The sequence below is a fragment of the Rhodohalobacter sp. genome, from assembly GCF_034521535.1.
Classification (GTDB): domain Bacteria; phylum Bacteroidota; class Rhodothermia; order Balneolales; family Balneolaceae; genus Rhodohalobacter.
In genome coordinates, this window is sequence record NZ_JAXHMF010000002.1 from 634969 (window position 1) to 650054 (window position 15086).

A 15086-nucleotide genomic window follows, 5' to 3' on the forward strand; every position below is an offset into this window, starting at 1 on the left:
ATGTTTGTAAAAAGATGGATCCATCTCAAAGGACTTCGTCCCGTCAGGGACGTTATGTTTTGTCAGTTTCGGGCTTCCAATCTATACCGGATACATATCGCACCTACGGCGCGGTGACGTTCCGTGGACCACGGTGTTTTTACAAACATACTGCTCCGATGGAGCAGAGTATAAGTCCAAATCGTCTATCGCTTATCGTTTGCTCTATATACCGGCTTAAAGCCGTCTGACCGATTGGGGATTTCAGGTACTTTGGCTTATATCATCGAGCAAACCGATAATCGATTAGGTCGAGATTACATCCACCCCACAGATTCCTAAAACCTGTCCCGATAGGGACAGTATGTTTGTAAAAAGATGGATTCATATCAAAGGACTTCGTCCCGTCAGGGACGTTATGTTTTGTCAGTTTCGGGCTTCCAATCTATACCGGATACATATCGCACCTACGGCGCGGTGACGTTCCGTGGACCACGGTGTTTTTACAAACATACTGCTCCGATGGAGCAGAGTGATGAGGCCAAATCGTCTATCGCTTATCCGTCTTTCCGTTAATCGCAGTTTAGTGTTGATCGATTAGCGATAGACCGAGTTGTGAATAGGGTGTAGTGAAGTAGCCCATCCGGTAGGACGTCTTGATGAGAGCATTTGGATTCTATGGACTTTTGTCCCGATAGGGACAGTATGTTTGTAAAAAGAGGGATTCATATCAGAGGTCTTCGTCCCGTCAGAGACGTTATGTTTTGTTCGATTCAGACTTCCAAACTATACCGGAGACATACCGCACCTCCGGCGCGGTGCTGTTTAAAGGGGGAGGCACGGAGTTTTTACAAACATATTGCTTCTATGAAGCAGGGTGAGTGCTTCTGAGTTTTTTTAAAAAAAAGTTTGTAAGGATTTACTTTTTAATCGCTCTTACTAAGAAAAGAGCTATGGCTAACACGTACACTCAACTTTATATTCATTTTGTTTTTGCAGTACAAAACAGAATCAGCCTCATTCAACCTGATTGGGAAGAAGAGCTTTACAAATACATGACAGGCATCATCCAAAATAAAACCCATAAAATGATCGCTATCAATGGTATGCCCGATCATCTTCACATGTTTATTGGATATCAACCAAAAGGAGCAGTGTCAGAACTGATCAAAGTTGTGAAAGGAGAATCTTCAAAGTGGATCAAAGAGCGGGGATTCGTACAGAGTAGATTTCAGTGGCAGGAAGGATATGGGGCTTTTTCACACAGCAGAAGTCAAATTGACCGGGTATATCACTACATCAGAAATCAAAAAGAGCATCATCGGAAGAAAACGTTCAGGGAAGAGTACCTCGAACTCCTTAAAAAGTTTAACGTGGATTTTGATGAAAGGTATGTTTTTAAGACAGTGGATTAAGTTCTGTTTTCCTTACGTCCGAACCAGTATTAACGGGGATCCTATGCTGGGTTCGTTTAGGGCTCACAGATTGCATCTATAACATATCGCACCAACGGCGCGAGGCGATTCAGGGGCATGAAGTTTTTACAAGCAAGTGCTCCGATGGAGCAGGGTGTTTTAGTATTCTGTCCCGATGGGGACAGTATGTTTGTAGAAAGGAACGTCCGTTCCGAATCCACGTCCCGTCAGGGACGTTATATTGATTGGCTACGGGCTCCCAGATTATATCCATAGCATACCGCACCGGAGATACGTCGTTTTATGAAGTAAGATATGTCATTAAGGCGGTCAAAAAATCGCCTGATCTCACACAAATCAGTAGTGCACTAAAACTTAGTAATTTTTTAATATTTCGTGATTTTTAAATTTAAATCTCCATTGCCACTTACTCTTCCTTCTTTTTAACCGTATTTGAGTCATAGTGTTACACTTTCCTTATGTAATGTGCATCACTTATAAAAAAACGAACCGATTTCGAAAAGTTTTGGTAATCCGTTCCCCAATTGATTCACATAAAGTTGCTCTATAAAAAAGTTTATCTATTTTAGAGGCGTGTAAAAAATAAAAACGATCTCTACAATTACTATTGCTCTATTGAGGTATGATGTTCTCAATTCGTTCTCTCGACTTTGTTTTATTGGTATTTCTATTCGGTATCATCTCAGAGACTGTTTTAGCTCAACCCCGGCAACCGGTTGACTTTGAAGGTTTTCGGACGGCTTTGGATGAAGCCCAATCTGATGATGAAAAACTCGAATCTTATATTTCTTTTTCATTTACAGAATTTCGAAATATTCCGGACTCTCTTTTCAAAATTGCACAAGAGGTTGAAGTTCTGGAACCTCTATCTGTATCAAAAAAAGATGCTTATCGAAATTTTATACTTGCCTTTGCTTGGCGACAGAGCAACAGTGACTCTTCACGCTATTATGCACAGAAAGCTTCAGCTCAGCTGAAAGATTTGAATAGCCACCTAAACTATTTGAGATCACTCAATCTATTGGGAACTGAATATGCTCGTTACGGCAATACATTAAATGCTGAAGCGACATTCATTCAGGCTTTGGATTATCAGTCGGAACATAGTGTAACCGACTATCCTGAACATTTTTTTTATGGAAATCTGGGAAATATCTATTCCCGGGTGGGAGCATATGATCTCGCTATAGAAATGTACAGTCGCGTTCTTGAAAACACCCAGCGCCCATCCGACCGGTGTAATATTCAGGCAACTCTGGCCTCAAATCTCGCTAAGGTTGAAGACTTTGACGGTGCTATTGAAAGGCTTACTCCATGTATAAACGAGGAGAATCTTATTCCTCCTATAGCTTCAATTGTTAGATCCAACATGAGCCAGATTTTAATCGATTCCGGTGACATCAATTCCGGTTTGGAATATCTGGAACAGGCAGCAGATATCAGCTATGAAAATCGTGTTCCAAATATGGAATTGGCTCATCAAATAAGACTGGGCAGTCTCTATCTGGAACAAGGTCTGATGGATGAAGCCGAAGAAGTTGAAATTAGAATATTGGGAGATCGCTTTAGATCAGGTCCGCCAAATATTTTAATCGATAAGCATATGTTCCTGGCAAGACTGAACAATTTGAGAAGTGATTATGATGATGTACTGTTACATACAAACCGGGCAATCGCACTTGCCCGGCAAATGAACATGACACATCTTTTAAAAGATGTTTACTCTCTGCAATCCGGGGCGTACTTCGGATTGGATAATTTAGATGACGCGCTGAAAGCTTCTAACAGACAGATTGAACTCACATCGGAGATTAGCCGCAAGAAAGAAGATCAAGAACTTGCTAATGCAAAAGTTCGCCACCAACTTATTCAGTACGAAACAGAGTTAGCCAGTTCACAATTAGTTTTAAACGACTTATCTAACCGGTTGGGAATTGTTGGAAGTCTGTTATTCCTTTTAAGTCTTGGATCCGGATTTCTCTACTACCGCTACTCCAATTCCAAAACTGAGCGAGCCCATGCTATAAAGAAACTCTCAGAAAGTGAAGCCAGAAGGAAAGAGCTTGAACAAGCCATTAAAAAGCAAAAAGAGATATTTCAAAAAAAAGATACCCAGATTTTTGTACACATTAGCAGCAACTTAATGCTTGCCGTTGAAGATATCCGTTATATTCAGTCTGATGGGAATTATGTTCGTATTTATCTGGCGGACGAAAATAAACCTCCAATTCTTGAACGATGCACCCTCAAACACTGCGAGTCCATTTTACCGGACGACTACTTCAGAAAGATTCATAGATCTACCATAGTAAATCTTCTGCACGTAGTTCAGGTTGAAGGAGATCAATTAATGCTTAAGGATGGCACAACTTTAAAAATGGCCCGACGGATTAAAAAAGAGTTTTTCACATAAAACTACATTCAATATTAGGCGTGGTTTTTTGATATTTCGTTCACGTTATCAAATTTCGGTTATAGTCAATGTTGCACTGCCGATTTCAATCCCGTAAGTACCAATCCAGATATTGTACAACCCATCCTCCGGGTTTTCGAAAACAACGCCCGGATTTGCACCATCAAAATCATCATTATAAATCCACTCTCCGCCCGGAGTATTGATTAAAATCACCGTATCCATATCACTTTCAGCTTTTATGGTCAATGGATAGCTTCCGGGAGTATAATACAGATCAAACGTTGGTTCTGTGGTTACCATACCGGTATATCCCATTTCAGACAAATCATAGGAACCTGAAAGAGTGATTGATTGAGTGTATGGGTCGGGTGAAAAGCCGGCTTCCAAAGAGATATCTCCACCGATTGGCTCTGCACCTATGTCGGGTCCATCGTCACTATCAACATAAATATCATCATCCTCTTCTTCTTCATAAGGTACTTCAGATATGTTAACCAAGGCGCTTCCGGCAGCTTGTTCATAACTGCCAACCCAAATCATATAGGTTCCGCTTTCAGGGGCTTCAAATTCTACCCCGGGATTAAACCCAGCAAAATCATCATTGAAATACCACTGTTCATCCGGACCGTAGACAAGCATTACAAGATCGTTTTCAGCCCCTGCACTGATATATAGTGGATAAGTCCCAGCGCTATACTCTAAATGAACGGTTGCCGGTGATGTCGTAAATCCAAAATAATTGAAGTTTTCAAGGTCGATATTTGAACTCAATTGGACAGAATGTGGCCAGGGATCGGGACTAAACCCACTTTCCAGCGTAATCGTACCTTGAAGCGGAGCCACGGTGATATCCGGCCGCGACCTTCTCTCTTCCAATTCTCGCTGCCTCTCCTCCTCTTCACGTCGCAGCCGTTCGGCTTCTTCTCTCTCCCGCTGTTCATCCAACTCTTCTTGACGTTCTGCCTCAGCAGCAGCTATTTGTGCAGCCTCTTCTTCTCTTCGGTCGATCTCTGCTTGAGTTTCTGTCAACAACCGGTTCACATTCTCATCTTCCGGCATAATTTCGAGAGCCTGCTCATAGTATCCGATAGCCCCCTGCAAATCATCATCTGCTTTAACACTGTCTGCCTGCTGAACCAAATCTGCTACTGCCTGTTGATTGGCTTCCAGTTCTGCCAGTCTCTGTGCTTCAGCATCACTATTTGACATTGCGTAGAATGCACCTGCTGAAAGAAATGCGATAAGTACTACAGCCGCAATAAGCCAAACTTTCTTCTTACCGTCATCAGATTTCGATCGCTTGACGTTTTTGGGTGTTTGAATTCCTTTTTTCGTTGCAGCACTGCCTGATGCATTTTTTTGCTGAGGCTGAGGCGTCTCAATTTTTTGGGTTTTCCGGCCGCCGCTTTGTCCTTTCGGCAGAACCTTTTTTACTTTTATTTCAGGCCAATGCCCCGATTCCAAGTACTTTTCTGTGATCTTTTTCAGATTTCCGGCTTTTGGCCTTGAAGCAGGATCGGTACTCATCATCTGTTTAATGAGATTTCTGAACCTTTTTGAGAAGTGATCGGGCAGCTCAGGCACATCCGCACCACTGTTCAGACTGATTCCGCCGTTCCCCATCCAGGGCACATCTCCGGTTGCCAATTCGTACGCCAGTACGCCAAGTGAAAAAATGTCACTTGCTTCTATATTTTCAGGATTAGCTGTAAAACGTTCCGGCGGAGCGTAGGCAACCGTCATCGACTTTGAACTACCGGTATGCTTCCGGAGCGTGCTCCGTAGCCTTCCGCTGATCCCAAAGTCCGTAAGCAGATAAGACCCTTTACCATCAATTAAAATATTATCCGGTTTAATATCCTGGTGGAGAATATCCTTGCTATGCAGATATTGCAGACCCGATGAGATCTGCGCCAATAATTTCGCCAGCTCGTCTTCGTTCATTGCTCCTTTTTCGATCAATCGCCCCTGCAAGGATCCTCCCTCAATAAATGGCATGACCAAATAGGGCCTGCCTTCCCAAACATCAAAGTGTCGGGCCGTGAGTAAAACCGGATGGTTCAAATTCAAAACAACTGCATATTCTCTACGGAATTGCTTCAGCCCATGCTGATCCATCCCCTTGTCTGGAGCATAAATTTTGATCGCAACGGTTGCGTTTTCGGCCATTTGATCATATGCTTTCCAGACTTCTGAGAATCCTCCGATTCCAATTCTTTCGATGAGCTGATAGCGATTCGCAAATTGTGTATTTGATTCCATAACTGTAACTGTTATTACTGATTAATTACTACTTTTAACGTTGTATCTCCGATGGCGATAATATCACCCGGATTAAGCTTTTTCCCGGTTTCGTCAACCCGGCTTCCCTGTACCAATACCCCATTTGTTGATCGATACCACCCCGGCACTCCATCTTTTTCTCTCCACTGACCATCCCGGATATACCAGTGATGATCCGCACTGCTGTACTCCAGCGTTGCGTGATAATTGGAGATATACTCCGTAAAATATTCGGTTATTCCGATGTCGTTTGTAAAGGGGGTTTCACTATTGAACCACCCGATGGTAAGTACCCCGGACGATTTAGAATTCTTTAAATTTGTCAGGTGATATTCACGCCCGATCTCCTCTCCGTTTTGAACTCGTAAAATCCAATCTGAATCTGGATAAACTTTCTCTTTTGGTTCTTCACGGACCGGACTATAGCCTAACACAGACAGGACTTCATCAATGGTTCCAAACCGATCCTCCGGCTGATACCGTATGCACCGGGAAATAATTTCCACCCATTTTTGATTCGGCGAGCTCTTTTCAAGTGCAGCGCGATCCCACATCTCTTCCTTCTTTTTCTGCTCATAAGCCGCCATATCCTTCATAAACTCCTCAAAGGGGCCAAAAGGTAACTTCCCTCTTGTAATCAACTCATACATCATGGCTCCAAACGCATAAACATCATTTGACGGCCCCATCACCTTCATGGCCTGCTTTGGGTCAATCTGTTCCGGGGGTGAATAGGTACCCGTGGCAAACACCTCCTTTGCATGTCCCATAAAATTGGCCACAGTATGACGTTTTTTGATGGAAGCTGAAATTCCAAAATCAGCCAGTTTTGGAACTCTTTGATTATCAAACAGAATGTTTTCCGGCTTGATATCTCTGTGGATGATTCCTTCATCATGCAGATCTTTCAAGCCCATCAATATCCCATGTGCGATCTCATCCACTTTTTGAGAATTGAGCGTTTCCCCCACCAGGTCGCGTAAATTCCCGCCGCTGCATAGATCCATCACCATAAACGGATTTCCCTCCAGCATGTCAAAATCGTGGCTGCGAACAATGTAGGGGCTGGTAATCCGGGACCCATAGTCGTACTCCTGGCGAAACCTCTTGGCAAATTCTATTCGCTCATGTGGCATAAACGTCCACATTTTAGTGAGCTTCATCGCATACATGTTATCCATATCGCTGATCTGGTACACGCTGCCAAAACCTCCCTCACCCAGCTCATTTTCAACCCGGTAGGTCGTTTTTTTCGAAGTTACTTTACTTCCTTTGTCGATATGTATAGCCCCGGGTGAACTCATTCTTCGCTTTCAGGGATTTCCACTCTAAATACCTTATCACCTAAAATGATCAATGAACCGCTTTCAATAGTCACTTTCCCTTTTGCCTGAATAAAGGTAGCTCCGTTACTGCTTTTGTCTTCGAGCACCCACTTACCATTTTTATGGGAAAACGTAGCATGCTCTTTCGATGAAATGGAGCTGTTCTCCGGAGCCAGATTTGTTCGGTTCAGCGAGATCTTTTCACCTTCATAAGTCTGCTTAGCATTTTTGTTTTCGTCAACCAAAATCAGCTTAGGCTTTGGAGCCTCTTTGGAAATATTAACCTGTCCAATCCTCATCGTTTTGGCGCCGGACGGTGCTGCAGAAGCTGATGACTTTTCAGGCTTGGGGGCAGGCTTCTCTTTTCGCTGAGATTCTTCACTTCCTTTAAACCCGCAATTCGGGCACGGACTGTCATTGGTCGGCTTGTTACGGAGAGGATAGTATCCGCAAGCTCCGCATTTTAAAATGTTGGCATCATCTGGATTAGACTTCTTCTCAGATGCTGAATTATCGGTATCCCATGCCGGAGCAGAAGACACCTTACCCCTTACGGTTGCCGCACCTTCGGCACCTGAATTTGCAGCAGGCTTATCCGGAACTGAATTTCCCTGACCCGAAGACGTCAGTTTCGTGCCACATTTTACACAGACTTTCACATCTGATTGATTCTGATATCCACATTCGTAACATCGCATGATACTGGGGTTTAGTTATTAAATTGTTTTTCGTTGGAACCTGCTGAGGTCGTATCTGAAGTGCTATCAGCTTTGGTGCTGTCAGGCAAAGCAGGCTGATTACTCAGCGTATCTTTTAGTTCTTCAATCTTTTTTCCGGGTTTCGTCATTGTTGAATCTTTTTGAGTCGGAGCGACCTGCTGTCTGACTGAATCTTTTTCTGCTTCTGAAGGCTTCTCGGCGTTACCTGGAGGAGGAGTGTTTTGTTCTTCCGGAGTTTCTGAAGGTTCTTCAAGAGGGATTTCAGTAGGTTCAGGATCAGCCAGCGGTGGCTGTTCTTCTGAAGGCGGATCAATATCTTCCGGCTCATCTTCAAGTGATTGATCCGTATTCGGTTCTTCAGGTTCTGACTGTTCTTCGGGTATCTCAGTCTGACCGGTACCGGGATCTTGTTGAACCGGATCAGCATTCACTTCCGGAGATTTCCCATCAAAATAGATCCAGGCTGCCAGAGCCGTTATCACAAGAAACAGTGCTAAAATAGCCAGGTTCTTATTTGAATTTTTCTTTCGAAGAATCTGTGTGGCCGTTGTCTTCGATTTGACCTGAGTCTGTGCTAAGAGGTCTTCAGATGATGGTTTAGGTCCCTCGTGAATTTCTACCATCAAGCAGGTAATATTATCCTCACCACCGGCTTCGTTCGCAGACTTTATCAGTTTCCCACAGGTCTCGTCAATTGATCCTTCTTCATCAAGAATGGACTGAATCTGTTCATCGCTCAGCATTCCATTCAACCCGTCACTGCATAAGATCAACCGGTTCCCTTCAAATAGCTTGGCAGATTTTACAGAAGGCTGCGGAGGGTTTTTTTCATCTCCCAGGCTCTGTGTCACAATATTGCTCTCCGGGTGGACCCGCGCCTCTTCCGGGCTCATCTGATCATCTTCCACCATCTGCCACACCAGCGAATGATCTTCAGTAAACGGATAGAGTGGTTGCTGGCCATTATAGATGTAGCAGCGGCTGTCGCCCGACCATGCCACGTGAACCGAATCTCCGATCACCCACGCAATCACCAGTGTGGTTCCCATTCCGGCGGTTTCCAGATTTTTGTGCTGATGATTCACAACGGCCTGGTGAGCCCTCAAAATGGATTTGGCAAGGATCTCTTCTCTTTCAGCCGCTGATTCCGGCGCTTTATCAAGCTGATCAAAATCCTCTTTCACTGTTGCCTGAGCCAGATTGGACGCCACCTCACCGGCATTTTCTCCTCCCATCCCATCGGCAACAATCAGTAATGCTCCCAATTCGGATAGCGTGAGAATCTCGCCCCTGTTAAAACCCCACTTTTTTTCCGACAGGTCTTTACAGATGGCAAAGTCATCCTCGTTGTGAGTGCGGGAACGACCTACGTCGGTAATCCCAAATAAACTAAATTTCATCATACATTGATTGATTAATCAAATATTAAATCACATCTCCATTGCCGATAGAGGAACAATACGACCAATTTCTGCACCGATCCCGGCTGAAACAATTCCGACAGCTTTTATACCGCTGTCTGTTATTACAAATGCAGGGCCGCCCGAATTACCTTGCCCAAAACCACGGCCGGTTAAGGTGATGTATCCCCGATTATCCAATCCATCCTGTGCAATACTAGATTCACTGAGTAGCGGTGCAACATTTGCGCTTTCATTTGCACCTCCCAGTCCATAGGAGTAACCCAATATGAATATTCGGCTACCGGCAGATAAATTACTCGACAAATCCTGATCATATTCCATCGCACCGTTATTTCTGTTTGTTTGAGCATAAGCCCAGTCAGTGTAATCAAGCTGAGCAATTCTCAACTCTTGTGACTCTATTTCTCTTACCCGATCCTGACTTTCATCATACCGAAAGTCGGATAGTTTTAACTGAAATTCGTCTCTTGGGCTGGTTGCCGTAAACTCAACCTCAATAGATGTACCTTCAAGCTCTTCAGTATTTAGAATTGTACCGGTTCTGTCAGGTGGATACGGAAATCTCCAGAACTGAACACAGTGGCGAGCTGTAACAAATGTGCCGTCGTCCATTAAAAACCCTGAACAAGTTACTCCTAACTCATTTCTATAGCGATCACCTGATGGGGTTGTCCGGGTAATCACGTAGGAGTGAAGGAAGTAAACATCATCCTTCATGGCCTGGTAGATTTCTGAAGCAGCCGTGGAGCCTGAAGCAGCACTGATACGAACATCTTCCAGCTCTCCCTGTAGTTCGCTGATCAAGGTGTTCAAATCAACATTATCCGATTGCAGTTCTGATAGCTCTCGTAAATAGGCAGCCGACTGCTCTTGCATAACCTCGGTTTGCTCAACAATCATCTGTTCCTGAGCTGCTATTTGTCTTCTCTGCTCAGATAATTGGATTTGCTGTTCTTCGGTCAAACTGACTACATCATAAATAAAATACCCTCCAACAGAAGTGACTGCTAATAACATCATCAGAAATGCCACAGCTGCCGTTTTGTATGGTTTGACCGCCTGCTGCATCACCAAATTCATCTTATTGGTAAATCCGATCTTTGCTGTCCCCGCTTTGGTCGTGTTGTACCGCAGCCTTGGTCCTTCAACGGAGAGCTGAATTTCATCCCCGTTATTCAGAAAATATTTATTCTCCACCGGGCGGCCGTTCACCAGGGTGGGGTTCGATTTGGATAGATTGATGATAAATGTCTCATCACCCTTTCGTTCAATAGCTGCGTGTTTTCGGCTTACCGTGGGCGTATCATCCCCAAACGATACTCCACACTTCTTGTCGCGTCCGAGCTCCACGTAGGGTACAACGATCGTTTCAAATGAGCCCTGATTTTTGTTATTCGTGGATGTCAGATACTCCAAAGTGTAAGTCGGAATATTGGCACCGCTCAGAATTTTCATTCCCGTGCCAAGTGATTGTGTAGCTCTGTTTGCCATATCAGTCGATTTCTATTTCAATTAAAAGTAATTAGCCCTGAACCGGGTATATCTGCCGTGGATATAAGAACTTTTTCCTGCTCATTAACCAGTTCAATAGATTCATAAGACTCCACCCCGTTCCGGTGGTAGATTGTTACATCTGCAATGCCGTTTTCAGGATTTTCTCCCTCACATCCACTTCTCGAATAAAGATTTGCATAGATTTCATAGTCCCCTTCTTGCGGTGCTGTGATGTTCCAAACTTCATAACCGGGACCACAGGTATTATCAATGGTCAGCTCACCCCGAACTCCCGGAAAAGACTGATTTGTATACATAAATTCATTTCCATCGGGATCTATCACATGGAGATCCACATCATGATTTGCTGTACTCCACGACATTACAACCACTAAAAACTGAGAGTCACCTTCGATCTTTTCCAGATCCGCTTCGCAATCCGACCTGCCCTCTTCACATTCAGAAAGCTCAGTCCGTACATTTTCTACCTGTTCTTGCAGCTCACTTATTTGACCCTCCAGCTCTGCAATCAATTCTTCTTGCTCAGGAGATAATTCGAACTGCTCAAGACGAGCCTCCAGTCTTTCTATTTCACCCTGCAGCCTGTTGTTAGTCCTTTCAATAGAACTCAACTGCTCCAGCATTTGTGCATAATCAGACTGGGGAATCATGTTCGATATCTCCTCAATAGATAGACCCAATTCTGCTATTTCACCGGCCAGCTGCTGTTGCTCTTCAAACTCATCAACCGGAATCTCCAGTTTGGGAACAATAACATATAATATTATTACCGCGCCCAGTGCTCCCGACAGCAGGTCCAGAAATGAAGCGCCAAATACGTTGATCTGCTTTTTCGCCATCAGGTCACATCAATTTTGTTAATAAAGTTCTCTATCACATACTCCTCTATATCATGGTGCAAGATCTCTGTGGCCTCCTGTAAGCTGTGATAGCTGAACATCATGATTAAACTCAAGACCAGTGCAACGAGGGTTGTGTCGAAAGCAACGGCAAGTGTAGTTGTGATCAGGTCGATATCCCCGGTATTGGCAATAGCCAGTGATTGGGATATACCCAGAATGGTTCCTACAAAGCCTATAGATGGAATAGCCCACAGCAGATATCTTATACCGGATTGACGGCTTTCCGATTTCTCTCTGTTGATCCGGCTTTGCGACTCCACAATCATAAAAGCAGACTCTGCAGATTGATTGGCCCTGAACTTTGTACATGCTTTTTTTACGATTTCCAATAGAAAATAGTCCTCACCTTCTCCCTGGCTATATTTCTGTTGCAAATACTGGCTGATGCGAAGACGAATCTTATTAATTTCTGTTTCTCCGATGACTCTGTGCTCCTCTTCCGGCAGCAGATTGGTAGAGAAATAGGCGCGTTCCAATCGATTTTTTCTGCTCTGGAAACGTATCTCCAGCAGACCCCATACAAAACAGAACATGGTAATAAACTGGATATATCCCCCCGCCGATAAACTACCCCCAAGCAGAATGGAGATACGGTGTAACGACGAAAAGCTGTCGATTCCGGTATTGATATATACAAGAACAATAATCGCCTGAATAAAAAAGGCAATGGCAAAAGCCAATAACACCCGGTTGGTCTTACCTAACGAGTCCGATGATTTTGTCAAGATAGTGCTGTTTTAGATGATCAGTCGCATCAATAAAATCACTAAAAACAGTTCTGACAATTTTATGTGATGAACGGTTTATAAAACGTGACGAAATGCATATAAATCACTGTTTAGAGTATTTAAATAGACAAGAAAAACCGTTTATCCCGACCTACGCACGATCCAGAAAAGTACCTCATTTAAACAATTTGACGATTTTGATCTCCAGTATCATGCCATCCATCCTTTAAAAAACCCATTTTGGTGCCATCTGTTTTAAAAGCAGGACTCTTTATGCAATACCTTTGAATCGAAATATCTTTACAATTTGTTCTATTACTTTGGATAACATGTAGTTAAAACTTTTTTTCATGAACAAGCACAAACAAAAAGAAGGCCATAGCCACGAAAATCATCCCGAACACTCCCACCGCGAGCACCACAAAATGATGGTGCAGGATTTTAAATTCCGGTTCTGGTGGGTGCTTGCACTGACGATTCCAATCATGGCGCTCTCGCCTATGATTCAAACCTTTATGGGTGTGGATTGGCGATTTACGGGCGACTCATGGATTCTGGCGGCTCTCTCTACGGTGGTTTACTTCTTTGGCGGATGGCCATTTTTGTCAGGATTGTATGATGAACTGAAGAAAAAACAACCCGGCATGATGACGCTCATTGGCCTGGCTATATCCATTGCTTATCTCTACAGTACCGCCGTGGTGTTTGGGTTTGAGGGAGATCTGCTCTACTGGGAGCTCTCAACCCTGGTAGGCATTATGCTGCTGGGACACTGGATCGAAATGCGTTCGGTGCTGAGTGCCTCTTCAGCGCTGGAAGAACTGGCTGAACTGCTGCCCGGCGAAGCCCATCGCGTGAAAGATGACGGCTCTACAGAGGATGTACCCGTGGATGAATTGCAGCAGGGCGACAAAGTCCTCATCAAACCGGGAGAGAAAATTCCCGCCGACGGAAAAGTGGCGAAAGGAGAATCCAGCGTGAATGAGGCCATGCTTACCGGTGAATCCAAACCCGTGGATAAATCGGAGGGCGATGAGGTAATCGGCGGCTCGGTAAATGAAAAAGGATCACTGACTATAGAGATCTCCAAGACAGGTGATGATTCCTTTTTATCACAGGTCATGAATCTGGTGGAAGAAGCCCAGCAAAGTAAATCCCGCACGCAAGACCTTGCCAACCGGGCGGCTTTCTGGCTGACCATTATAGCCATCACTGCCGGACTCATCACCTTTGGAGCATGGATCTTTTTTACCGGACAAAGTTTTGATTTTGCCATGAACCGCACCGTGGCCGTGATGGTCATCACCTGTCCGCATGCACTTGGTCTGGCGATTCCTCTGGTTGTTTCAAGATCCACCAGCATTGCCGCGACCAATGGATTTCTGATCCGCGACCGCGCTGCTTTTGAGCAGGCCCGAAATCTGGATGCCGTTATATTTGACAAAACCGGAACGCTCACCGAAGGTACTTTCACCGTGACCGATATTTTGAATTTTAATGATGAATTTTCCGATGAAGAGATCCTGAAATATGCCGCTTCTCTGGAGACCAATTCCGAGCATCCGCTGGCGAAGGGGATTTTAGAGAAAGCTGAGGATACCTGGGAACCGGACGAATTTGATTCCATTACCGGCAAAGGCATTCAAGGGAAAGTGAATGGAAAATCGGTGAAAGTGGTGAGTCCCGGTTTTGTGAAAGAGCAAGAAATGGATTATCCGCAAGAAGAAGTGGAAGAAATTTCATCGCAAGGTAAAACCGTGGTATTTGTGATCATTGAAGATGAATTAGCCGGAGCGATCGCACTGGGTGATCAGATCCGCGAATCTTCCAAAAATGCCATCAACGCACTTCACGAGATGGGCATTGAGTGCATCATGCTCACCGGTGATAATCAACAAACCGCCGATTACGTGGCTAAGGAATTGGGCATCGACCAGGTTTTTGCCGAAGTGCTGCCGGATGAAAAAGCCGATAAAGTGAAAGAAGTTCAGGATCAGGGAAAGTTGGTTGCTATGACCGGCGATGGAGTAAACGATGCCCCGGCACTGGCCACGGCAGATATAGGAATTGCCATAGGCGCCGGTTCTGATGTGGCTGTGGAAACGGGGGATATTGTGCTGGTGAAAGATAATCCCGAAGACGTGACGGCACTTATCAAACTATCCAAGGCCACCTACAGTAAAATGATACAGAACTTGTGGTGGGCCTCCGGTTATAACATTGGAGCGATTCCACTGGCAGCCGGTGTGCTGTATGCATGGGGTGTTATTCTGAGTCCGGCCGTGGGAGCGATATTGATGTCGCTGAGTACGGTGATCGTGGCTGTGAATGCAAGGTTTTTGAAACTGGAGTCTTAGGC

The 15086-nt window shown here is 44.5% G+C and carries 10 protein-coding genes; 3 read left to right on the top strand and 7 right to left on the bottom strand.

The annotated features are described in order from the left end of the window. Positions 1 to 932: 932 nt before the first annotated feature. Positions 933 to 1394: an IS200/IS605 family transposase gene (gene tnpA / locus U5K35_RS05090; RefSeq protein ID WP_322570386.1), complete on the top strand. Its 462-nt coding sequence runs from the start codon at positions 933 to 935 to the stop codon at positions 1392 to 1394. A gap of 643 nt (positions 1395 to 2037) precedes the next feature. After that, positions 2038 to 3828, top strand: a complete 1791-nt coding sequence (locus tag U5K35_RS05095) for a LytTR family transcriptional regulator DNA-binding domain-containing protein (RefSeq protein ID WP_322570387.1) — start codon at positions 2038 to 2040, stop codon at positions 3826 to 3828. Between the two features lie 48 nt (positions 3829 to 3876). On the opposite strand, the gene U5K35_RS05100 is transcribed toward U5K35_RS05095, so the two are convergent. From U5K35_RS05100 to U5K35_RS05130, 7 genes are read right to left on the bottom strand one after another with little or no spacing between them, the layout of a single operon-like run. Next, a complete protein-coding gene (locus tag U5K35_RS05100) occupies positions 3877 to 6093 on the bottom strand; it encodes a serine/threonine-protein kinase (RefSeq protein ID WP_322570388.1) in 2217 nt (738 codons plus the stop codon). Between the two features lie 14 nt (positions 6094 to 6107). Further along, a complete protein-coding gene (locus U5K35_RS05105) occupies positions 6108 to 7418 on the bottom strand; it encodes an FHA domain-containing serine/threonine-protein kinase (RefSeq protein WP_322570389.1) in 1311 nt (436 codons plus the stop codon). Further along, entirely contained in the window at positions 7415 to 8137 is a 723-nt protein-coding gene (locus tag U5K35_RS05110; protein ID WP_322570390.1) for an FHA domain-containing protein, read from the bottom strand. Before U5K35_RS05110 ends, U5K35_RS05105 begins: the two co-directional genes overlap by 4 nt. Before the next feature lie 11 nt (positions 8138 to 8148). Continuing rightward, entirely contained in the window at positions 8149 to 9561 is a 1413-nt protein-coding gene (locus tag U5K35_RS05115) for a protein phosphatase 2C domain-containing protein (RefSeq protein WP_322570391.1), read from the bottom strand. A 27-nt stretch (positions 9562 to 9588) separates the two neighbouring features. Next, positions 9589 to 11073 carry an FHA domain-containing protein gene (locus U5K35_RS05120; protein ID WP_322570392.1) on the bottom strand — a complete coding sequence of 495 codons (1485 nt, stop codon included), beginning with the start codon at positions 11071 to 11073 and terminating at the stop codon, positions 9589 to 9591. Between the two features lie 17 nt (positions 11074 to 11090). Further along, positions 11091 to 11936 carry a hypothetical protein gene (locus U5K35_RS05125; RefSeq protein ID WP_322570393.1) on the bottom strand — a complete coding sequence of 282 codons (846 nt, stop codon included), beginning with the start codon at positions 11934 to 11936 and terminating at the stop codon, positions 11091 to 11093. Then, positions 11936 to 12724, bottom strand: coding sequence for a MotA/TolQ/ExbB proton channel family protein (locus tag U5K35_RS05130; protein WP_322570394.1), 789 nt, complete (start codon positions 12722 to 12724; stop codon positions 11936 to 11938). Before U5K35_RS05130 ends, U5K35_RS05125 begins: the two co-directional genes overlap by 1 nt. A 353-nt stretch (positions 12725 to 13077) precedes the next feature. On the opposite strand from U5K35_RS05130, the gene U5K35_RS05135 reads away from it, so the two are divergent. Beyond that, positions 13078 to 15084 carry a heavy metal translocating P-type ATPase gene (locus tag U5K35_RS05135; protein WP_322570395.1) on the top strand — a complete coding sequence of 669 codons (2007 nt, stop codon included), beginning with the start codon at positions 13078 to 13080 and terminating at the stop codon, positions 15082 to 15084. Positions 15085 to 15086 lie beyond the last annotated feature (2 nt).

What these genes read in the sequence shown, in the direction of transcription:
- tnpA (WP_322570386.1), top strand. Translation starts at nt 933, where the DNA reads ATGGCTAACACGTACACTCAACTTTATATTCATTTTGTTTTTGCAGTA.
- U5K35_RS05095 (WP_322570387.1), top strand. Translation starts at nt 2,038, where the DNA reads ATGATGTTCTCAATTCGTTCTCTCGACTTTGTTTTATTGGTATTTCTA.
- U5K35_RS05100 (WP_322570388.1), bottom strand. Translation starts at nt 6,093, where the DNA reads ATGGAATCAAATACACAATTTGCGAATCGCTATCAGCTCATCGAAAGA.
- U5K35_RS05105 (WP_322570389.1), bottom strand. Translation starts at nt 7,418, where the DNA reads ATGAGTTCACCCGGGGCTATACATATCGACAAAGGAAGTAAAGTAACT.
- U5K35_RS05110 (WP_322570390.1), bottom strand. Translation starts at nt 8,137, where the DNA reads ATGCGATGTTACGAATGTGGATATCAGAATCAATCAGATGTGAAAGTC.
- U5K35_RS05115 (WP_322570391.1), bottom strand. Translation starts at nt 9,561, where the DNA reads ATGATGAAATTTAGTTTATTTGGGATTACCGACGTAGGTCGTTCCCGC.
- U5K35_RS05120 (WP_322570392.1), bottom strand. Translation starts at nt 11,073, where the DNA reads ATGGCAAACAGAGCTACACAATCACTTGGCACGGGAATGAAAATTCTG.
- U5K35_RS05125 (WP_322570393.1), bottom strand. Translation starts at nt 11,936, where the DNA reads ATGGCGAAAAAGCAGATCAACGTATTTGGCGCTTCATTTCTGGACCTG.
- U5K35_RS05135 (WP_322570395.1), top strand. Translation starts at nt 13,078, where the DNA reads ATGAACAAGCACAAACAAAAAGAAGGCCATAGCCACGAAAATCATCCC.